19 protein-coding genes are annotated in these 19,443 nt (G+C 45.1%); 9 read left to right on the top strand and 10 right to left on the bottom strand.

Features of this window, described 5'->3' with window-relative positions:
* Window positions 1-103: 103 nt before the first annotated feature.
* From ACGE0T_RS09400 to ACGE0T_RS09380, 5 genes are all read right to left on the bottom strand, one after another.
* Window positions 104-1,876 (bottom strand): Mfa1 family fimbria major subunit, encoded by a 1,773-nt coding sequence (locus ACGE0T_RS09400; RefSeq protein ID WP_459190202.1) that lies wholly within the window; start codon window positions 1,874-1,876, stop codon window positions 104-106.
* A 41-nt stretch (window positions 1,877-1,917) separates the two neighbouring features.
* A complete protein-coding gene (locus ACGE0T_RS09395) occupies window positions 1,918-3,090 on the bottom strand; it encodes an OmpA family protein (RefSeq protein ID WP_459190201.1) in 1,173 nt (390 codons plus the stop codon).
* Window positions 3,091-3,097: 7 nt separating this feature from the next.
* A complete protein-coding gene (locus ACGE0T_RS09390) occupies window positions 3,098-3,679 on the bottom strand; it encodes a DUF3575 domain-containing protein (RefSeq protein ID WP_459190200.1) in 582 nt (193 codons plus the stop codon).
* A gap of 12 nt (window positions 3,680-3,691) precedes the next feature.
* The gene (locus tag ACGE0T_RS09385; protein WP_459190199.1) at window positions 3,692-4,228 is read right to left on the bottom strand and encodes a hypothetical protein; all 537 of its coding nucleotides are present in this window, start codon (window positions 4,226-4,228) and stop codon (window positions 3,692-3,694) included.
* 394 nt (window positions 4,229-4,622) lie between these two features.
* Window positions 4,623-5,618 carry a tyrosine-type recombinase/integrase gene (locus ACGE0T_RS09380; protein WP_459190198.1) on the bottom strand — a complete coding sequence of 332 codons (996 nt, stop codon included), beginning with the start codon at window positions 5,616-5,618 and terminating at the stop codon, window positions 4,623-4,625.
* A gap of 389 nt (window positions 5,619-6,007) precedes the next feature.
* Here ACGE0T_RS09380 and ACGE0T_RS09375 point away from each other — a divergent pair, with 389 nt between their 5' ends.
* The 5 genes from ACGE0T_RS09375 to ACGE0T_RS09355 all read left to right on the top strand — a co-directional run bounded on the left by ACGE0T_RS09375 (window position 6,008) and on the right by ACGE0T_RS09355 (window position 9,809).
* Complete coding sequence (locus tag ACGE0T_RS09375; protein WP_459190197.1) at window positions 6,008-6,487, top strand: DUF417 family protein; 480 nt, start codon at window positions 6,008-6,010, stop codon at window positions 6,485-6,487.
* A gap of 91 nt (window positions 6,488-6,578) precedes the next feature.
* Window positions 6,579-7,601, top strand: coding sequence for a peptide-methionine (R)-S-oxide reductase MsrB (gene msrB / locus ACGE0T_RS09370; RefSeq protein WP_459190448.1), 1,023 nt, complete (start codon window positions 6,579-6,581; stop codon window positions 7,599-7,601).
* A gap of 39 nt (window positions 7,602-7,640) precedes the next feature.
* On the top strand, window positions 7,641-8,867 hold the full coding sequence (locus tag ACGE0T_RS09365) for a spondin domain-containing protein (protein WP_459190196.1): 1,227 nt from the start codon (window positions 7,641-7,643) through the stop codon (window positions 8,865-8,867).
* A gap of 84 nt (window positions 8,868-8,951) precedes the next feature.
* Entirely contained in the window at window positions 8,952-9,527 is a 576-nt protein-coding gene (locus tag ACGE0T_RS09360; RefSeq protein WP_459190195.1) for a sigma-70 family RNA polymerase sigma factor, read from the top strand.
* 6 nt (window positions 9,528-9,533) lie between these two features.
* Window positions 9,534-9,809, top strand: coding sequence for a hypothetical protein (locus tag ACGE0T_RS09355; protein ID WP_459190194.1), 276 nt, complete (start codon window positions 9,534-9,536; stop codon window positions 9,807-9,809).
* A 230-nt stretch (window positions 9,810-10,039) separates the two neighbouring features.
* On the opposite strand, the gene ACGE0T_RS09350 is transcribed toward ACGE0T_RS09355, so the two are convergent.
* Window positions 10,040-10,324, bottom strand: coding sequence for a hypothetical protein (locus tag ACGE0T_RS09350; RefSeq protein WP_459190193.1), 285 nt, complete (start codon window positions 10,322-10,324; stop codon window positions 10,040-10,042).
* A 131-nt stretch (window positions 10,325-10,455) separates the two neighbouring features.
* Here ACGE0T_RS09350 and ACGE0T_RS09345 point away from each other — a divergent pair, with 131 nt between their 5' ends.
* The 4 genes from ACGE0T_RS09345 (at window position 10,456) to ACGE0T_RS09330 (ending at window position 15,192) form a co-directional block, all read left to right on the top strand.
* Entirely contained in the window at window positions 10,456-12,000 is a 1,545-nt protein-coding gene (locus tag ACGE0T_RS09345; RefSeq protein ID WP_459190192.1) for an acyl-CoA carboxylase subunit beta, read from the top strand.
* 13 nt (window positions 12,001-12,013) lie between these two features.
* Complete coding sequence (gene accC / locus ACGE0T_RS09340) at window positions 12,014-13,525, top strand: acetyl-CoA carboxylase biotin carboxylase subunit (protein WP_459190191.1); 1,512 nt, start codon at window positions 12,014-12,016, stop codon at window positions 13,523-13,525.
* Between the two features lie 15 nt (window positions 13,526-13,540).
* Window positions 13,541-14,065, top strand: a complete 525-nt coding sequence (locus ACGE0T_RS09335; RefSeq protein ID WP_459190190.1) for a biotin/lipoyl-containing protein — start codon at window positions 13,541-13,543, stop codon at window positions 14,063-14,065.
* Window positions 14,066-14,319: 254 nt separating this feature from the next.
* Complete coding sequence (locus ACGE0T_RS09330) at window positions 14,320-15,192, top strand: pyridoxamine kinase (RefSeq protein ID WP_459190447.1); 873 nt, start codon at window positions 14,320-14,322, stop codon at window positions 15,190-15,192.
* 86 nt (window positions 15,193-15,278) lie between these two features.
* On the opposite strand, the gene ACGE0T_RS09325 is transcribed toward ACGE0T_RS09330, so the two are convergent.
* The 4 genes from ACGE0T_RS09325 to ACGE0T_RS09310 all read right to left on the bottom strand — a co-directional run bounded on the left by ACGE0T_RS09325 (window position 15,279) and on the right by ACGE0T_RS09310 (window position 19,432).
* Entirely contained in the window at window positions 15,279-15,749 is a 471-nt protein-coding gene (locus ACGE0T_RS09325) for a hydrogenase maturation protease (RefSeq protein WP_459190189.1), read from the bottom strand.
* 3 nt (window positions 15,750-15,752) lie between these two features.
* Window positions 15,753-16,499, bottom strand: coding sequence for a Ni/Fe-hydrogenase, b-type cytochrome subunit (cybH, locus tag ACGE0T_RS09320; protein WP_459190188.1), 747 nt, complete (start codon window positions 16,497-16,499; stop codon window positions 15,753-15,755).
* A 105-nt stretch (window positions 16,500-16,604) separates the two neighbouring features.
* Window positions 16,605-18,329, bottom strand: a complete 1,725-nt coding sequence (locus tag ACGE0T_RS09315) for a nickel-dependent hydrogenase large subunit (protein WP_459190187.1) — start codon at window positions 18,327-18,329, stop codon at window positions 16,605-16,607.
* An 11-nt stretch (window positions 18,330-18,340) separates the two neighbouring features.
* Window positions 18,341-19,432, bottom strand: coding sequence for a hydrogenase small subunit (locus ACGE0T_RS09310; protein ID WP_459190186.1), 1,092 nt, complete (start codon window positions 19,430-19,432; stop codon window positions 18,341-18,343).
* Between the last annotated feature and the right edge of the window lie 11 nt (window positions 19,433-19,443).

Genomic DNA, 19,443 nt, shown 5'->3' with positions numbered 1-19,443 from the left:
TATTTCATATAACTTATCGTTTCTTTTTAAATCAGTGAATTCTATTCCGGGGAAATTCCCAGAATAGAATCACCGGTAGATTACATATCCCTTTTGGAATGTATTACATTCCTAATTCGGTATCCTGCTCAACCTTAGTCCATTCTGACACTGTGATATGTGCCTGCATATATGTTTTCTGGTTGATAGGGTCTGATGGGTCAACAGTAACATCTTCATCACTTGGATAACCTATGGAAGTGATCTTTGAGACGTTTACATTGTAGAAACGGTTACGCATCACCGAGTAAAAGAGGTTGTTGGCTTCGGTCTTTTCGTCCATATTGTCTTCGACATTCACACGATAATAACAAACCCCGTCCTGATATTGGAGGATACGGACTTTGCTCTCTTCAGAGGCAACATAAGCACCAACACCTCCGTTACGCGTAAATGAATATTTTTTAATTACAACAACCGAATAGATTCCATCTGAGGTAGAGGAGAATTCACTAGTATAGTACACTTTGGAGTCTTCTTCTACATCAAGCTCTTTCACTGCGGAATCTTCGTCTATGGCATTCAGCCACTTTTGCTTGCCTGCTTTATCCAGATAGGTTTTGAGGATCATTGCACGGCCATGGGCAGCCCATTTGTCTGCTTCAAGTCCGGGATAACCTGTATATATTTGATTATCCCAATCCGGAACCACGAAATAATCCGGGACATTTTCTTCTCCTGCGGAATAGTTTTTAGAGTCTTTCGCTACGGTAATAGTAAGGTTGGGAGCAGTCCCCTCCACCGTGATATTATTAATCATTACATTAGCTGCCGGGGCGAATGTTCCTTTCACCAACACATACGAAGTGTTTCCTCTTACCGGTGTTTGGTTAGAGTTCTCCGGCAGATAGATGGATTTTATTTGATCGCCGGCATCGCTCGCACTCAAAGCCAAATCCGGTGTATTCGCTTCGTCATAGTATTTTTCAAAATCCACAAACGAAGAGCCGGTATTGGTATTCGAGTAGAACGGAGTGAGGAAACCGTTATTCTGATTATGTAAGAACATATAACTCTGAATGGGGATATTACGAACCGTAAAGAATGGTTCAAGCAATTTACCTATTGCATTCCCGCTTTTATCCTTCAATGTCAGGGCATCTCCAGTCGCTGCATAAGTAGCCTGCAATTTGGACGTAGCGCGGGAAATAGCGATTTCAAGATGGTTGTTTGCTGCCTTGAGTTCAGAAGTAGGGTACTCTTGTGAACAAGCAGATTCCGAAATGCCAGGATTCAATGTAAATTCGGTATTCGCAAGTACACTTGCCATTAAATAGCCGTTCGTACCTGCATTTCCTTGTCCGTAAAGGTTGTTAAATGCGTCTCCCTCACGTGTTATGACTGGTCTTTTTTCAGCCTCTCCTAATCCTTTGTTATGGGCAATGCGTCCCGCTTTCGTACAAAGCTGCAAAATCATCGCTTCGAACTGGGCTGTCGTTGTAGTCTGCCCAACCCAACTATCATTCATATTCGCTACTACATACACCTTCTTCTTGCCGGAAGTCAGTTTTAATACAGCGGTATGTATGGATGACTGATCTGCTACATCCGTTACTTCGGTCTTATCCTCGTAGTCGCCTGATTCCTTGAAGACATAGGCACGCACATTCTTGATGTTTTTTTCCTCGGTTGTACCTTCGTACTTATCGCCTGTGGCGCGTGTCAAACTGCCGCCCTTACCCAGTTTAAAGCTGAATTTTGCGTAGGTATCGACTCCTTCTATAACTTCGGTGTTACCACCACCGTTGTTTTCATCCGGTATATTGTCTTTGCTACAAGCATTAAATGCCAGCGTTGCCAACGCAAACATTCCAATTAGAAATTTGTTTTTGTTCATTTTTTGTTTACCATTAAAAAGATTAATATAATTATTGTAGGTTATTCATTCTTGTTTTTCATCCGGTAATAGACTTTAATGTAACTTGCCCGGCGTAATTGCGGAAAAAACTCCTTTTTCAAATAGCGATAGGGAATACCTTGCTTCAAACGCATTAACTGGCTTTCCCGTCCTCCAAGGATAGGAACAGTGTAGATAATCTTTAATACAGCGTCGCGTTCCGGCATATCGGAGTGTGCTACCTGGTAGCGTAACTCGTCCCATCCTTCATCACCATTCACCAGGACAAAGCAACTATCCGGTAAGACAATCCTCTCGACCATATATTGTTTCAGTGCCTCGGCGCGTTTTCCTGACAGTTGTTTGTTGAACTCGAAAGTCCCTTCCGGTGAAGAAAGTCCCAATAACACGATGCAGGCAATTTCCGCTTCGGGGTCTTCATTTATTTGTCGTGCAACATCGACAATATGTTTCAAAACGTTCCTGTTATCCAGATAGTCGTTGTCTATTTCTGCTTTACCCAGTTTGAAATATATGATTTGTCCTCCTTCCTGCTCGCCCGCCAAAATTTTTTTACCTGCGTGATAGTTATCTATCGGCTCCACAAAAAGTTCTTGCTCGTCAAGTATTTCCGTTAGGCTTTTGCCGGGAATCTCCGGAAGTTTTATTTTTTCAGTTTGTGGTTTTAAGGGCGCATATTCCTCTGGCCGGTTCCACGCCTGTAATTCTATCGGTTCCAACTCCTTTTCTGTGCAGCAATTCCGGAGCAGACGGTGTAACACCAGTTTTGCCTGCCATACCCAAGGCTCTTCAGCCGACGTCCGGGTAATATATATCAATGTGTCCGATTGCTGATTACCGATAGGTTCTATAGGATTGTCCTTTGGATGTTTTTTTATTTCAGAAGCATGGAGTATCTTTTTCCGGCGGATACTTTTTATTCGCTTATTACCGCATACACGAGCGGTAGGAAAAGAGAACTTCCGGTTTCCAATATCGTCCGTCAGTATAGGGGTAAGTAGCAGTTCGTCATTGGCTTTTGTAATATGGGGAGGGATTACCAGGAGGAATTTCAGTGTAACGGAATCGCTCTGTTCGTTTTTCCCTATAAAAAAATCTTTCAGCCTGACAGACTCGTTCTTTTGGGCGAAAGTGAGGGTAGCTGTCATACTCAATAGAAAAGATGTTATGATAATGGTCTGAAAATGATTCATATACTTATTATTTAAGTAGATAAATGAAAGATATAGCAGCACGTGTCGGTCCCAAGTAGTTACGATTCTCCGTGCTGATCCGTTTACCACATTCTTTGCACGGATATTTGTTATAATGCAAGCGTGCATATCCGATTCCTATCGCTCCTTCCATACTCCAATGTGGAGATAAAATCCATTGGTATCCATAGCTGATACCCACGCCCACTGCATTGCCTTGTTTTCGATAATTACCCGTTCCGAGAAAATGAATGTTACTGATGTTGTATTGTCCGTAGAACACATGCCCGCCGAAAAAATGGCCGTTGAAACTTTCACAAAGCCAATAGCGAAGTTCGGGCCGGATAATCCAGTGTTTCATTTTTTTATTGGTTGAACCATAACCATTTTTACCTAAAGGAAATGGATTATAAGCTCCCCACAAATCAAGCGTCAGTTTCGGAGATATCTTCCATTCTGTACCTATATTCAGAGTTTGCATCAAGCCGGCATAAAACAGATTTGTTTTTACTGCTATTTCTTGTGCGGACAACGAGCTAAAGCCTGTAGCGAATACAAATAATAATATGGCTTGTAGTTTGATTCTCATGTACTAATAGGATTAAGGTTCTATAGTGCAGTTCTGATTGTAACATTTTTTCTTACCTAATATGGAACAGGCATAAAAAGGAATGAGAGTTTCTCCTGCCTCTTCTGGAGGAAGTTTGTTTAAAATAGCAGCAAGTCGTGCGCAATATTTTCTTCTACATGCGTCGTCTGACTCTTTGTTAGCCTTAAATTGTTCTGCCAACAATTCGTTTATCCACTGGTGCAATTCGGGTAATAAGGGTAAAATATTAAAGTAGGCGGCAGATAAAGCCCTACTGTAACAGTGGAAAAATAAGAAAATCTTTTCTGGCGGCGTAAACATCAAAACTGTAGTTTCTGATGAGCATGACACCTTAGATAATTGTCTATTGTCGATAATAATCAGATGGTCACTATCAATCTCTACTAAACTGTTCATACGAAATTCGAGCTTCAAGTGTCCATCTAATACAAACAGAACTGTAAATTGTTGCGGTTGGTCGAGAGATAGTTCTCCGTTAGAGTCCGCTCTGCGTATCAAAGCCCAATCCGGGGAGGCTGTCGATTTCATATTAATATTTTTTAATCGCATATTTATCAATTGAAATACCCGTTACTTACCAAGTAACAGTTAGCGGTTCTCCTGACGAGGCAAAAAAAAACGTTTTTTTTTATCGTTTGTATAGAAACAGGACGTTTTGCTAAGAATATAGCGTATAAAATAGTTCTCCGTTTTTGAGGTATCAGAAATGGATTGAGGCTTTTATGTGCTTTTCAGAGTGTGGCCGGGGCAATATGGTGTTCGTCGTATATTGTTCGTTATTAAAATAGTAAAATATTGTATTTTTTGCAGAAAAATAAGATTTTTTCTTGTATATATGGAGCGCTAATCCTACCTTTGTAACCGAATTTTGCTGTTACTTGGTAAGTAATTCCTCCTTGTGAATGAGTTGTGGTTCAATATCTTAAGCAACTTTTTTACTTTCATTACTCTTGAAAATTGTCATAATCAGTTCATCATTGGCTTCATCCACTTTCGTATTTTCAAAAGGTTTCAGGTAAGTTTCCGTTACCTTGATAGAGGAATGTCCCAACGCCTTGCTGATGATGCCGATGGGTATGCCCGCGTAAAAGGCGAGCGTCGCCCAAGTATGGCGGGCCGTGTAAGAACTAATTCTTACGCCGGGCAGCAGTAGCCTTGCTAACTTATATAATTTTCGATTAAAATCGCGTAGTACTTTCCGGTAACGGGTATATTGTTCTTGCTCCTTTTTCTCTGTATCGTTCAGTATAGGAAATAAATATCCAGAATTTGTATCCTTATTCCGATATTTTTCAAACAGGTCCATTGCCTCTTTGGGTATGCGTACTACAATTTTTCTCCCTGTCTTATGTCTGCAATAGGTGATGCAGTTACTTTTTAAATCTTGTTTGCGAAGGTAGGCAAGATCAATGAAAGGCATCCCTCTAAAAAGGAACATCAACAGGAAATAGGCGAACACATTTTGTACATCTTCTGGCAATTCTTCAAAATCGGCACGTAGCAACGTGTTCATTTGTTCTTCAGTCAACGCCCGCTTTGTCTGTGATTCCACTTTCGTGTATACGTCATCGAACAGATTAGCGTTATATTCCAATATTTTATTTGCTACCAGTCGGTTGTACACTGCTTTGAGTGTACGCATATATGTCGAGACTGTATTCCAGCTTGCTCCTCTGTTTCTTAGCCAAGTTTCATACTCCTTTAATTTCCAGGCAGTAAACACCTTGGCTACTGAAATATTCGACTCTTCTGTCTCTGCATTTTCCAGCTCTTCGTCACTCCTTGAAAACTTCGTGAAGGAGTTCAACGTTGCACGATAAGTATGCACTGCCGGATGCTTCTTGTTTTCTTTTAGTTTCTTGATTACTTCAATGAAGTAAACGGCAAGAAACAATTCTTCTGCATTCATTTGATTCATAATTTAATGTTTTTAAATTCCACATTGCACGTTTCGGCTGTAACGGCCATACTCCGCAGAAAGTTTATGAATACAAAATAAATACTGTAATAAAATTCTAAAGAAAGATAAACGAATATTCTATATCATTTTCATCCGTAATAAGTTACGGGAGTATTCATCAGTATTGTACTGTTCATTTTTTCATATGTTAGAATGAGTATCTTGTGCAAAGCGGTCTTATATGAATTTCTACTCTTTTACGATTATATCAAAAAGTAGCATTGGTTTTTCTTCATTGATATTTTTTTTTGCAAAAAATATCCCCGATTCGTGTCAGTATTTCATGGGAAGGCAGACTAAACTATCAAAAGAGCGAAATAACATATTACTAATTAAAATGAAAGAATATGAAATCAATTCTCAGTTATATTAATTCACAGTTTCCCCGTCTGGCACGTTTTGGATATTACTTATCACTCTTAGGTGTTGTTATAATCATGCTATGGATTGGCTTCTTTAAATTTACACCCACTGAAGCTGCCGGCATCAAGCCTTTAGTGGAGAATCATTTTTTACTATTCTGGCTATATGATATATTAAGCGTCCAACAAGTTTCTAATCTTTTCGGGGTAATTGAAATTATTACAGGGCTTCTGTTGTTTTTCAGTCTGAAATATGATGTTTTAAGACCATTTGCCGGGCTTTGCCTGATTGCAACATTTCTGATTACATTCAGCTTTCTGTTTACTACCCCCGGAATGTGGCAAGTGACAGACGGAGTTCTTACCACTAACTTTATGATTTTAAAAGATATTCCCATGTTGGGATTGGGATTTATGTATTTGCACCCTTCCTTATGCTCTAATAAAATCTTGAGTTCACACTAAAATTACTAACTTACAAAAAGAAAGATATATGAAGAATATAGTATTAACTATCATTTTGTTGCTATCCGGTGGATTAGCATTTGCACAGACAATGAGTGACCAACCTTCAAAAAGTAAAAGCATGAATGCCCGAAGTGAAGTTTATTTTGCAGGCGGATGTTTCTGGGGAACAGAACATTTTATGAAACAAATCAATGGTGTTATCCATACGCAAGTGGGTTATGCTAATGGAAACATCAAGAATCCTACTTACGAACAAGTATGTAATGGTAATACCGGTTTTGCCGAAACTGTAAAGGTGGAATATAATCCCCGGCAAGCAGACCTGAAATTACTGATAGACCTCTTTTTAAAAACCATAGACCCGACAAGCCTTAACAAACAAGGTAATGACAGAGGAGTACAATATCGTACCGGTATTTATTACACGGATAAAGCCGACTTGTCTGTGATAAAAGAGGCAGTAGCTGTTTTAGCAACAAAATATTCCGAACCAATCGTGGTGGAGATTAAGCCGCTAAGTAATTTCTATCAGGCAGAAGAATACCACCAAGACTATTTAGACAAGCATCCGGATGGATATTGCCATATCAGTCCTGAGTTATTTGAATTTGCCCGGAAAGCCAATATGAAGATGGAAAAGACGATGATGGATGTTACTCAAAAGAAATACCAAAAACCGGATGATGCTACGTTACAAATCCGGTTGACAGCCGAACAATATGCCGTGACACAAAAGAATGCAACGGAAAGAGCATTCCAAAATGAATACTGGAATGAAAAGCGTGAAGGTATTTACGTAGATATTACTACCGGAGAGCCTTTGTTCATATCGACGGATAAGTTTGATTCCGGTTGTGGCTGGCCCAGCTTTTCCAAACCCATAGATAAAAATCTGATAATGAAAAAGACTGATAACTCCCACGGTATGCAACGCATTGAAGTCCGTAGTAAAACGGGGGATGCGCATTTGGGGCATGTATTCAATGACGGTCCGGCAGATAAGGGAGGATTACGCTATTGCATTAACAGTGCATCACTGGAATTTATCCCCAAGGCTAAGATGAAAGAAAAAGGATATGCCGATTATATCTCTCTTCTGGAAAAGAAATAAAGGAAATTATAATATCAACAATTTTAAAGAATAACAAATATGAAAAAGTATCTATTAGTAGCAACCATGTTTGCATTGGCTTCAACAGTTTTAGTATCATGTAGTGATAATGACGACAAGGATATGCCGCAACCGGTATCTTCGGTAATTTCTTTTGAGAATGTATTGGAACCGAAAGAATTTGTGGAAAGTGGAGCATTTGTAGGAATGGGAGGTGCCGGTGTAGATGCTCCCGTTGTATTGCCGGGATCGAGCATCAGCTTTAAATTTCATGCGGGTAAAGGGCAGGCGTTGATGTTTGCCACTATGTACGGAAAATCTAAGGATTGGTTTTTTGCGCCCGAGAATCCGGGCCTCAAACTCTATAATGATAACGGGACCGCTATAACGGGGGATGTTTCTTCGCAAATCAAGTTGTGGGACAACGGAACAAAAGATAACATGACAGGGGATGCAGAAAGTGCCAACATCATGGAGGTTGGAGGTGTGTCGGCTCCGCAATTGATGCAACTGAAACTGGATTATATGGCCAGCTCTTCTGAATTTACACTGACAATTACAAACACTTCGGGTGGCACTGCCAACGAAACTCCTTTTTCACCGGGGGTATGGGCCGTATCCAATGTTTTCGGAGGAAAGTTGCTTAATGAAATGCCTTTCTATACAAAAGGAGCGATGTCTAATGCGGAGATAACGGCTATCGCGGAAAGTGGAAACAATTCTCTTTTGAGTGCGAAGGTTTCAGCCAATACAGGCATTATCACCGGTGTTTCTCCTGCTGTCGTAGTGATTTATACAGGAGATGTCAATCCTATCTTTGAAGCAGGAAAGAAAGATGCCGGGATAGGCTTATCGAACCTTGCGCAAATGGGCGATGGCTCCATATTGAAAGCTTCTCTGGAAAAAATGTCGAATGTAAAGAAAGTATATATTGCAGGCAATGCTCCGGTAGCGCCGGGTGAGAAAGCCGAAGTGATGTTTGAATCTGTAGAGGGCGATCATATCGCTTATGCTGCCATGTTTGGCTATTCTAATGACTGGTTTTATGCAAACGATGCCACGATTCCTGCAAGTATCAAAGGCGATGTGACTTTAAAGACGGCACTTTTTGATGATGGAACAGCAGTCAGCCAATATCCCGGAGCCGGAAATACACAAGGACTTTTCACCGGGAAACCGGAAAAAGAAGAAAAAAACATAGTGAAAGTAGATGAGATGTTCCCGGTTCCAGCAATAAATATGGTTTTGAAAGTGATTATCAAATAAAGTGTTACTTTTGTAAAAATAGAGAGTTCAGAGCATTGGTTGAAACAATCATGCTCTGGATTAACATTCTAATAAATAAACCGTATGCGACAAACCGAAATTACCATGTCGGCTTTTGAACTGGAAAAATGGATAGACGACTACTCGGAAAAACTATTGGATAGAGCATATTATTTGCTGTCAGATAAAGAAGATGCCAAGGATGTAGTTCAGGAAGTTTTTCTTTCCGCTTACAAGAGCAGGGAGTCTTTTCAAGGGAAAAGTTCGCCGTTGACTTGGCTGACAAGTATATTGCATCATAAGATAGCTGATATTTATAAGAAACGGTATAATGGAAACCCACAACCATTCTCTTTTGAAACCTTTTTCGATAAACACGGTGAATGGATTGAACTTGATGTGGCAGACCCTTGGGAAGAGGATGAATTTGCGGTAAGTACATTATTGGATAATAACAGCTTTTGTGATATACTCAATCAGTGTCTCGGACGTCTGCCCCAGCAATGGTTGATAGTTGTCAATAAATGCTATCTACAGGAACAGAAAGCGGCGGAAATCTGCCGGGAACTAAATCTGACGACTGCCAACTATTGGAAACTATTGCAACGCAGCCGCCTTCAATTGAGAAAATGTATTGATGTTCACTGGTTTAAAATATAGGTTTAAATGCTAAAAGACTTTATACATATATTTACGCTATCCTGTAAACAGGCTACGTATTTAATAGAAAAACGCATTCATGTTCCTTTATCGGCGACAGAGCGAATACGTTTAGCTATCCACTTTTCAGTATGCAAATTATGTCAGGCTTATAATAAAAAGGCTATTTTCATAGACGGTTGGCTGAAACAAAGGTATACAAAAGGAAGTTGTAACTGCCGGTTTGAGGAAGAAGAGATAAAGCAATTCAAAGAGGATATCAAAGAAAAGATGAAGATATAAATACTGTGGCAGATGGAAGTCTTTATAAAGTAATATGAAAAACCAATCATATTCCAGTAAATGGAACCTCCCGATGAGGCTGTCAAAAAAGCTATTACTGAACGCAGAACACGCAGATTGACGCAGATTCTCAATAAAAAAATATGGTCTGCGTAAATCTGCGCTCTGTCTGCGTTCCCTAATATAGACTTTTGACACAGAAAATTTACAATTCGGAAGGTTTATCTCTTTCACCAACACTTTGCTATTACCGGATCGAATCGTGATTCCTGTCCGGTTAATACCCCGTCCATACCCAGAGAGTTATTAGCAAAGCCAAATTGTACAGTCGAAGCATTGTAGAGTTCCTCTTTAGCCTGTGCATATAAATCCCGATAGACACTTTCAAGTTCGGATTTCGTAAACTTACTCTTCGCCGACGCAAACTTGCAAAGGTCTTTGACGCTACGGCTTGGCTGGTAAATAACGTTAATGATAAAGTCGTCTTCACGTTCTGATAATTTGTTTGGGTTCATTTTTTCCCTTTCTTTCCCTCCTGATAGATTTTTCCTATCCATTGATAAATAAACTCTAAGAGCCTTTCGGTTGTTATTCTATTAGATTTACTTACATTGCGATTAAGCGAAACTAAAAAACCGTATGTCCCATGAAAGAAAAGATTGACCAATTAAAGGCCCTCAACCACCAGGCAGAGCTTGGCGGCGGGGAAGACCGGATTGCGAAGCAACATGCAGCAGGCAAGCTGACAGCCCGCGAACGTATCGAACTCCTGCTTGAGAAAGGCAGCTTTGTAGAGATAGACAAGTTTGTCACCCACCGGTGCACTGAGTTCGGGTTGGAGAAACAAAAGCCGCTGGGCGACGGGGTCGTTACCGGTTACGGCATGATAGGAAAACGTACGGTTTTCGTTTTTGCGCAGGACTTCACCGTCTTCGGCGGAGCCTTGTCGGAGACCTATGCACGTAAGATATGCAAAGTAATGGATATGGCGATGGAGCTGGGAGCCCCAGTAATCGGGCTAAACGACTCGGGCGGCGCACGTATTCAGGAAGGCGTCCGCTCGCTTGCCGGATACGCTGAGATATTTCTCCGCAACTCGATGGCGTCGGGCGTGATACCGCAGATTAGCGCCATCATGGGACCGTGTGCCGGAGGCGCCGTTTATTCGCCTGCGCTGACCGACTTTATCCTGATGGTAAAGGACACAAGCTATATGTTCATTACCGGACCAGAAGTAGTAAAGAGCGTTACGCAGGAAGAAGTGTCTATGAACGACCTCGGCGGCTCCGAAGTGCACAGTACCCGGTCCGGCGTAGCACATCTGACGGCGGACAACGATATGGACTGTATCCTGAAGATTCGCGAATTGATGTCCTTCCTGCCTAATAATAATATGGAAGAGCCGCCGTTCGTGCCGACAACCGACAGTGCCAACCGTATCGACGAACAGTTGAACAACCTGATTCCGACCAACCCGAACCAGCCCTACGACATGAAGGACCTGATTAACTCGGTGGCGGACGATAACAACTTCTTCGAGGTACAGGAAGAATATGCGAAAAATATTGTCATCGGATATATCCGCCTGAACGGAAAGACGGTCGGTGTGGTGGCCAACCAACCTGCCGCCCTTGCCGGGACGCTGGATATTAATGCTTCGGTGAAGGCGGCACGATTCGTCCGCTTCTGCGACGCTTTCAACATTCCGCTGCTTACGCTGGTAGACGTGCCGGGCTTCCTGCCGGGTGTCAACCAGGAATATGAAGGCATTATCCGCCATGGCGCCAAGTTGCTCTATGCCTATTGCGAGGCGACTGTCCCGAAAGTAACCGTCATCACCCGCAAAGCCTATGGCGGGGCCTATGATGTGATGAGCTCCAAGCATATCCGCGGTGACATCAACTTTGCCTACCCGACAGCCGAGATTGCCGTAATGGGACCGGATGGCGCGGTAAATATCCTCTTCCGTAAGGAACTGAAGAAGGCGGAGGATGTGGACCTGAAACGAAAGGAGTTGCAGGACGACTACCGGGAGAAGTTCGCCAACCCGTACCGTGCCGCCGAGTTAGGGTATGTAGACGAAATCATCGAGCCGTCGGTTACCCGTCCGCGCCTGATACGCAGCTTCGAGTTGCTGGCAAACAAACGCCAGTCCAACCCGCCCAAAAAGCATTCCAATCTTCCACTTTAAAAACGCAACGATTATGATAAAGAAAGTATTAGTAGCCAACCGCGGCGAGATAGCCATGCGCATCTTTCGTACCTGCCGCGTGATGAATATCCCGACTGTTGCGATTTACACACATGTAGACCGTGGCGCCCTGCACGTCCGCTATGCCGAAGAGGCGTATTGCATCTCCGAAGACCTGTCGGACACGTCATACCTGAAACCGGAGCTAATCCTCTCCATCGCGAAAAAGACCGGCGCGGCTATCCATCCGGGCTATGGTTTCCTGTCAGAGAATGCCGACTTTGCCCGCCGTTGCGAGGAAGAAGGGGTGGTCTTTATCGGTCCGAGTGCCGACATCATCGCTAAAATGGGTGTCAAGACGGAGGCGCGCAAGATTATGAAAGAAGCGGGTATGCCTGTTGTGCCCGGAACGGAAGACCCTGTATCCGACCTCGAAGAAGCACGCCGCGTGGCTGCTGAAGTGGGCTATCCTATCATGCTGAAAGCGCTTGCCGGAGGTGGAGGAAAGGGCATGCGCCTGGTTCGCGACGAAGCAGGGCTGGATGAAGCCTTCCGCCTTTCCCGTTCGGAAGCGGCAAACTCATTCGGCAACGATGCCATCTATATCGAGAAGTATATCGAACATCCCCACCATATCGAGGTGCAGGTGTTGGGTGACCTCTATGGGAATCTTATCCACCTGTACGACCGCGAATGTTCCATCCAGCGGCGCAACCAGAAGGTTATAGAGGAATCCCCTTCTCCCTTCGTAAAGGACGAAACGCGCCGGAAGATGCTTGCGGTTGCCGTCGAAGCCTGTAAGAAGATTGGTTACTACAGCGCCGGGACGCTCGAGTTTATGATGGACAAAGACCAGAATTTCTACTTTCTCGAGATGAACACCCGCTTGCAGGTGGAGCATACGGTTACGGAAGAGTGCACGGGTGTAGACCTTGTTCGCGATATGATTTTAGTGGCTTCCGGCAGTCCGCTACCGTACAAGCAGGAGGATGTGGAGTTTCGCGGGGCGGCTATCGAATGCCGTATCTATGCCGAGGACCCGGAGAACAACTTTATGCCGTCGCCCGGCATCATCCGTGTCCGTGAAGCTCCCGAAGGGCGTAATGTCCGTTTGGACAGTGCTGCCTATGCGGGCTTCGAAGTGTCGCTCCACTACGACCCTATGATTGCGAAGCTCTGTACCTGGGGACGCAACCGCGAGTCGGCCATCTCCAACATGGTGCGTGCCCTCAGGGAATACAAGATATTAGGTATAAAGACGACGATTCCGTTCCACCAGCGTGTGCTACATAACGAGACGTTCCTGAAAGGGAATTACGACACTACTTTCATCGACACCAAGTTCGACAAGGAAGACCTGAAACGCCGCCAGAGCAGCGACCCGTTGATTGCTGTTATCGCCGCCGCCCTGAAGCACTTCGAACAGGAGAAGGAGGCTGCCGCGCGTGCTACTACGGTTCCATTGGTAGGTGAATCCCTTTGGAAGTATTACGGTAAATTGCAGATGACTGCGAACAACTATTAACAGGAGGAACGAATCATGACAAAAGCATTGGCAACTTATTTCGCAACAGTAAACGATATGCCGGATACCGAGTTCAAGGTGGAGATTCTGGAAGACGGGCCCATCAAGAAGGTGTCGGTGAACGGTAAGATATACGATGTGGATTACAACGTGGGGGGCGATAGCATCTACTCCGTTATCCTGAACAACAAATCGCACGGTGTGCAGATTTCACCGGTCGGCAACGACTTATATGAGGTAAAGAACAAAGGTGATTTCTTCCAGGTTCAGGTGATAGACGAGCTGAAAAAGATGCGCCAGTCCCGCGTCCGCACCGCTGCTGCCGGAAGGCAGGTTATCACAGCCCAAATGCCGGGCGTTATCCTGAAGGTGAATGTAAAAGCCGGCCAGGAAGTAACGGCGGGAACTCCGCTCTGTGTCCTTGTCGCCATGAAGATGGAAAACGAGATACGTAGCCCGATAGACGGGGTGGTAAAGGAGGTCTTCATCACCGGTGGCGACAAAGTGGCTGTCGGCGACAAGATGATGGTGGTAGAGTAACCCCGAAGAACCAGGTTCGCGGATGACACGGATTGGACGGATTAAGACGGATTTTTAATTTATTTTTATCCGTTCTTATCCGCATCATCTGCGTTATCCGTAAACCTGGTTCTTTAGTGTAAGTGATGCAGCTTTCCCTGCATTAATGATTTATGTTGATGAACAATCGCTGTCCTTTCTTGTTTCCTATGTCGTGAACAGTGTGTATCTTGCGGGATGAAAACAAGGTTTACCACTTGTAAATTGTAATTATGATGTATGCCAATAAAGTAAAGAAAGTAGCAGCCGTCCACGACCTTTCCGGGGTGGGGCGGGTATCTCTTACAGTTGTTATTCCTATTTTGTCTTCTATGGGTTTTCAGGCTTGTCCGTTGCCCACGGCCGTACTGTCCAACCACACGCAGTATCCCGATTTCTCCTTCCTCGACCTGACGGACGAGATGCCTAAGATTATAAAGGAGTGGGAACGTCTGGGCGTGGAGTTCGATGCGATTTATACCGGTTATCTGGGTTCGCCCCGGCAGGCGAGGATTGTGTCTGGTTTTATCAATGACTTTCGCCGTGCAGACAGTTTGGTGGTTGTAGACCCGGTGTTGGGAGACAATGGCAGGCTCTACACAACTTTCGATGAGACAATGGTGAAGGAGATGCAGCATCTGATAACGGAAGCGGATGTGATAACCCCGAATCTTACCGAACTGTTTTATATGCTGGACTTGCCGTATAAAGAAGAAAACAGCGATGAAGAACTGAAACACTACCTCCGTTGCCTGTCGGACAAAGGCCCGCAGATTGTGATAGCGACAAGTGTCCCTGTGCTTGCCGAACCGCATAAAACTTCAGTGTATGCTTATAACCGGGTGGGGAACCGCTACTGGAAGATTACCTGCCCGTATCTGCCTGCCCATTATCCGGGTACAGGTGATACGTTTACCAGTGTAATTACAGGTTCTTTATTGCAAGGCGACAGCCTGCCTATCGCTTTAGACCGTGCAACGCAGTTTATCCTGCAAGGTATCCGTGCCACTTTTGGCTACGAGTATGATAACCGCGATGGTATTTTGTTGGAAAAGGTGCTCCATAACCTCGATATGCCGATACAGATAAGCAGTTACGAACTTATTTGAGGCGGATAGGAACTGGTATAACAGATTTGTAGACGCGGATGACGCGGATGACGCAGATAACGCGTCTACAAATCTTCTTATCTGCGTCAACTGCTAATATCCGCCTCTAATAGCTTCCGGATGTGAGCGATGACCTGAGGGACGGCCGCCTCTACAGCGGGGGTGAGTTCCATACCTACTTCGTTGATATTCTCTGCCGAGACAACTAACAGAAGAATATCCGGTAGCTTTTCCGTTAGTATCATCGCTTCTATCATATCTTTCAAACCTATTTCGTGGGCGCTCATTAAGGGAGGGAAGTCGGATGAGTAACGGGGACGAAGCAAGCGGATGGTTCCGGGAGGCTGGTCGTCGAGGGTGGCGTCTACCATGATAATCCGGTCGTAGTCCTGTATCCAACTCAACAGGTGCAAGCCGCCTGTCCCTCCATCCATCAGGGAGACATGGGAGGGAAGCTCTTCTTTCTCAAGAGCCTGGATAACATGGATGCCGACACCTTCGTCTTTCAACAGCAGGTTGCCGACACCCAGGATAAGTGTATTCGGTTGTTGTTCCATCTGTCAAACGCTTTTATCTTCTTTGGCTGCCTTGGCAATCACTTCGGCAGTTTCGGCTACTTCTTCTTCGACGGCTCTCGACTCTTCAACGAACTTCCATCCGCCAATCATGGAAGAGGCTTCCCCGCGGCGTTCGATATAGTCGTGGTAGCATACCAGATAGATATGGACGATGGCGAAGATAATAAAGAACCACATCAGGAAGTGATGTATCTCACGTGCAAACAAGTCTCCTCCTAACAGAGGGACTGTCCAGGCGAAGAGTTGCGGGAAGAAAGACTCGCTCATCTTTGCATATAGCCCGAACCCTGTGATGCATTGTACCAGGAAGGCGAGGAACATGACAAAGTATATCAGGCTTGCCAGCGCGTTGTGACCGATGCTTTCGACCGGCTTTGTCTTTATCATCAGGATGTCCACTTTGATAATCTGTATGATTTCCTGCCACTGCGATTTCTTTAGCTGAATAAAGTTCGTCCACCGTGCGAACCGGTTGCCAACGAATCCCCAGTAGATACGGAAGACGAAGTTGAAGAAGAACACAAATGCCGTGACAAAGTGAATGAAACGTACAGTACCGAACCAATAACTGAAGTTGGCCTCCGTTTCCGTCATAATGGCGGGCGGATCGGCTATCATGAACCCTGTAATACAAAGTATGACAATACAGAGCGCATTCAACCAGTGATAGAAGCGTACGGGCAATTCCCATACATAGACTTCCCTTAAACGTGTTTTACGGCTTCTCATGACTTTTTTAGTTGACAGTTGACAAGTGACAGTTGACAGTTAATAGACTGTCGCTTGCCAACTGGATAATTATTTTAATGCTTTTCTCTTATGAACTGTCAATTGTCACATATCAACTGTCACTTGATGCACATGTTTCCCATGTGCATCATAGAGGTGCACGGCACAGGCCAGGCACGGGTCGAAAGAGTGGATGGTACGGAGAATTTCCAGCGGTTGTTTCGGGTCGTGGACAGGGGTACCTATCAGGGCGGACTCGTAAGCGGAAAGGACTCCTTTTTCATCCCTTGGAGAGGCGTTCCAGGTGGTCGGAACTACCATCTGATAGTTCTTAACCTTCTTGTCTTCAATGACGACAAAGTGGGCGAGGGCACCACGGGGAGCTTCCGACAAACCGACCCCTTGTGCATGTTTCGGCCATTCTTCCTTTTCCCACATGTAATGGTTCACCATACGCGAATCGCCGTTCTTCAGATTCTGGATAAGCTGGTCGTAAAATTCCAGTGCCCAGTCTGCCACCAGTTGGGTTTCCAATCCGCGGGCTGCTGTGCGTCCGAGGGTGGAGAAGAGGGCTTCTGCCGGGAGATTCAGTTGTTTCAGAGCATTATCTATCGTTGATTTCTGAGGTTCCTTGCCAGCGGCATAAGCTACAATCATACGTGCCAGCGGACCAACTTCCATCGGCTCTTCTTTCCAGCGCGGCGTTTTGATCCAACTGTATTTATCTTCTACATCAAGATGGTTGTACGGAGGTTGGGGACCCGTATAGTTCAGGTTCGTTTCACCTTCATACGGATGCAGGCCGGCTTTGTCTCCCTGTGTATAGGTGTACCAGGAATGATAGATATATTCTTTTATTTCTTCGGGTGAATTGGCGTCTACGGGATGTACTTTCGACAGGTCACGGTCCAGGACAATGCCACGGGGGAGTTTGAAACTGTCTATCGTCTCATATTCAAAAGCAGGGAAATCGCCATAGGAGAGATAGTTCTTTACACCGCCTCCGATTTTGCTCCATTCATCCTTATATACGTCGGCAATCATCAATAAGTCGGGGATGTATACCTGGTCGATAAAGGTCTTTGCTTCCTGTAGTTTCTGTTTTACCAGGTCGAGGCGTTCGGTGTTGACTGCATTTGCCTCGTTCAGGTCGATGGCACAAGGCATACCGCCTACCAGATAGTTCGGGTGGGGATTCTTTCCTCCGAAGATCGCATGGATTTTTACTACTTCTTTCTGCCAGTCGAGGGCTTCCAGATAGTGGGCGGTTGCTATCAGGTTCTGTTCCGGCGATAGTTTGTAGGCCGGATGTCCCCAATATCCGTTGGCGAAGATGCCTAACTGGCCGCTGCCTACGAAACGGGAGAGCTTTTCCTTCAATGCGGTGAAATAACCTACCGAACTGTTTGGCCAGGGCGACAGTTGCTGTGCCAGGGCGGATGCTTTGGCCGGGTCTGCTTTCAGGGCAGACACAACATCCACCCAGTCGAGGGCATGAAGCTGATAGAAGTGTACGACATGGTCGTGCATATAAAGCGTAGCCTGCATGATATTGCGGACCAACTGCGCATTGGGAGGGATTACGATGTCGAAAGCATTCTCTACCGCCCTTACCGAGCAGAGCGAATGGATGGAGGTACATACCCCGCATACGCGTCCTACGAATACCCAGGCGTCGCGCGGGTCGCGGTTGCGGACGATAGTCTCTATACCACGGACCATTGTACCGGAGCTGAAAGCATCCTTGATTTTACCGTTTTCTATTTCTGCCTCTACCCGGAGATGACCTTCTATACGGGTAAGGGGATCTACTACTATTCTTTCTGCCATGGTATTAATGATTATTTGTTAGCATCTGGTTCTTCATTATCAATCAAACTCTTCTTACGGATATTGGTGGCAACGGCGTGGACGGCTATACCGGCAACTGTCGCAGCACCTACTGCCATACCAATCTGGTCGGCCGTGGCTTCTATGCCGAAACCGTGTACGTCGGGCAACCGTTTGTAGAACGGGCTCATGTCCCAGAAACCTTCTTCGCTGCAACCGATACAGGGGTGGCCGCTCTGGATGGGGTAACTGGTTCCTTCGTTCCATTTGATGATACCGCAGGAGTTATATGTATTCGGGCCCTTGCAACCTACTTTATAGAGGCAGTATCCGCGTTTGGCGTTCTCATCGTCGAAGCTTTCAACGAACAGCCCGGCGTCGAAGTTGGCCCGGCGGTAGCAGGTGTCGTGTACGCGGCGGTTATAGAACATCTTCGGGCGTCCCAGTCCGTCCAGTTGCGGAATGCGGTCGTAGGTAAGCATGTAGACAATGGTTCCCGTCATCACGTCGGCTATCGGAGGGCAGCCTTGTACGTTCATCAATGGTTTGCCTTTAATCAGTTTATGGATCGCTTTTGCTCCTGTAGGATTGGGGTTGGCTGCCTGCACGCAACCGGCGGAAGCGCAGTTGCCCCATGCAATGATGGCTTTTGCCCCTTTGGCGCATTCTTCTACGATCTGCATGGCGCTCTTACCGCCTACGCAGCAATACCCTTCGTTTTTAGTGGGAATGGAACCTTCTATCATCAACAGATATTCTCCCCAATACTTCTTCATGGTTTCTTCCTTGCAGGCTTCTGCCTGGAAACCGGCGGCAGCCTGAAGTGTTTCCGTATAGTCGAGGGAGATATTATCGAACAGCAGGTTGCCTACCGTGGGATGATAAGAACGGATGAAAGATTCGCTACAGCATGTGCATTCCTGCAAATGCAGCCAGATAACCGGCAGGCGGGGTTTCGTTTCCAAGGCTTTGACGACCTGTGCGACTCCACTGGACTCGATGCCGATCAGTGCGGCAACAGATGTACAGAACTTCAGAAAATCTCGGCGGGAGATACCGTTTCGGCGGCATTCCTCATAAACGGACGGTCTTTTTTCTTCCATATCTTTTATTA

Source organism: Parabacteroides sp. APC149_11_2_Y6 (assembly GCF_054506995.1).
Note: the sequence above shows the minus strand (reverse complement) of the source record. Positions and strands in the feature narration are given on the sequence as shown.

What these genes read in the sequence shown, in the direction of transcription:
- ACGE0T_RS09400 (WP_459190202.1), bottom strand. Translation starts at nt 1,876, where the DNA reads ATGAACAAAAACAAATTTCTAATTGGAATGTTTGCGTTGGCAACGCTG.
- ACGE0T_RS09395 (WP_459190201.1), bottom strand. Translation starts at nt 3,090, where the DNA reads ATGAATCATTTTCAGACCATTATCATAACATCTTTTCTATTGAGTATG.
- ACGE0T_RS09390 (WP_459190200.1), bottom strand. Translation starts at nt 3,679, where the DNA reads ATGAGAATCAAACTACAAGCCATATTATTATTTGTATTCGCTACAGGC.
- ACGE0T_RS09385 (WP_459190199.1), bottom strand. Translation starts at nt 4,228, where the DNA reads ATGAAATCGACAGCCTCCCCGGATTGGGCTTTGATACGCAGAGCGGAC.
- ACGE0T_RS09380 (WP_459190198.1), bottom strand. Translation starts at nt 5,618, where the DNA reads ATGAATCAAATGAATGCAGAAGAATTGTTTCTTGCCGTTTACTTCATT.
- ACGE0T_RS09375 (WP_459190197.1), top strand. Translation starts at nt 6,008, where the DNA reads ATGAAATCAATTCTCAGTTATATTAATTCACAGTTTCCCCGTCTGGCA.
- msrB (WP_459190448.1), top strand. Translation starts at nt 6,579, where the DNA reads ATGAGTGACCAACCTTCAAAAAGTAAAAGCATGAATGCCCGAAGTGAA.
- ACGE0T_RS09365 (WP_459190196.1), top strand. Translation starts at nt 7,641, where the DNA reads ATGAAAAAGTATCTATTAGTAGCAACCATGTTTGCATTGGCTTCAACA.
- ACGE0T_RS09360 (WP_459190195.1), top strand. Translation starts at nt 8,952, where the DNA reads ATGCGACAAACCGAAATTACCATGTCGGCTTTTGAACTGGAAAAATGG.
- ACGE0T_RS09355 (WP_459190194.1), top strand. Translation starts at nt 9,534, where the DNA reads ATGCTAAAAGACTTTATACATATATTTACGCTATCCTGTAAACAGGCT.
- ACGE0T_RS09350 (WP_459190193.1), bottom strand. Translation starts at nt 10,324, where the DNA reads ATGAACCCAAACAAATTATCAGAACGTGAAGACGACTTTATCATTAAC.
- ACGE0T_RS09345 (WP_459190192.1), top strand. Translation starts at nt 10,456, where the DNA reads ATGAAAGAAAAGATTGACCAATTAAAGGCCCTCAACCACCAGGCAGAG.
- accC (WP_459190191.1), top strand. Translation starts at nt 12,014, where the DNA reads ATGATAAAGAAAGTATTAGTAGCCAACCGCGGCGAGATAGCCATGCGC.
- ACGE0T_RS09335 (WP_459190190.1), top strand. Translation starts at nt 13,541, where the DNA reads ATGACAAAAGCATTGGCAACTTATTTCGCAACAGTAAACGATATGCCG.
- ACGE0T_RS09330 (WP_459190447.1), top strand. Translation starts at nt 14,320, where the DNA reads ATGTATGCCAATAAAGTAAAGAAAGTAGCAGCCGTCCACGACCTTTCC.
- ACGE0T_RS09325 (WP_459190189.1), bottom strand. Translation starts at nt 15,749, where the DNA reads ATGGAACAACAACCGAATACACTTATCCTGGGTGTCGGCAACCTGCTG.
- cybH (WP_459190188.1), bottom strand. Translation starts at nt 16,499, where the DNA reads ATGAGAAGCCGTAAAACACGTTTAAGGGAAGTCTATGTATGGGAATTG.
- ACGE0T_RS09315 (WP_459190187.1), bottom strand. Translation starts at nt 18,329, where the DNA reads ATGGCAGAAAGAATAGTAGTAGATCCCCTTACCCGTATAGAAGGTCAT.
- ACGE0T_RS09310 (WP_459190186.1), bottom strand. Translation starts at nt 19,432, where the DNA reads ATGGAAGAAAAAAGACCGTCCGTTTATGAGGAATGCCGCCGAAACGGT.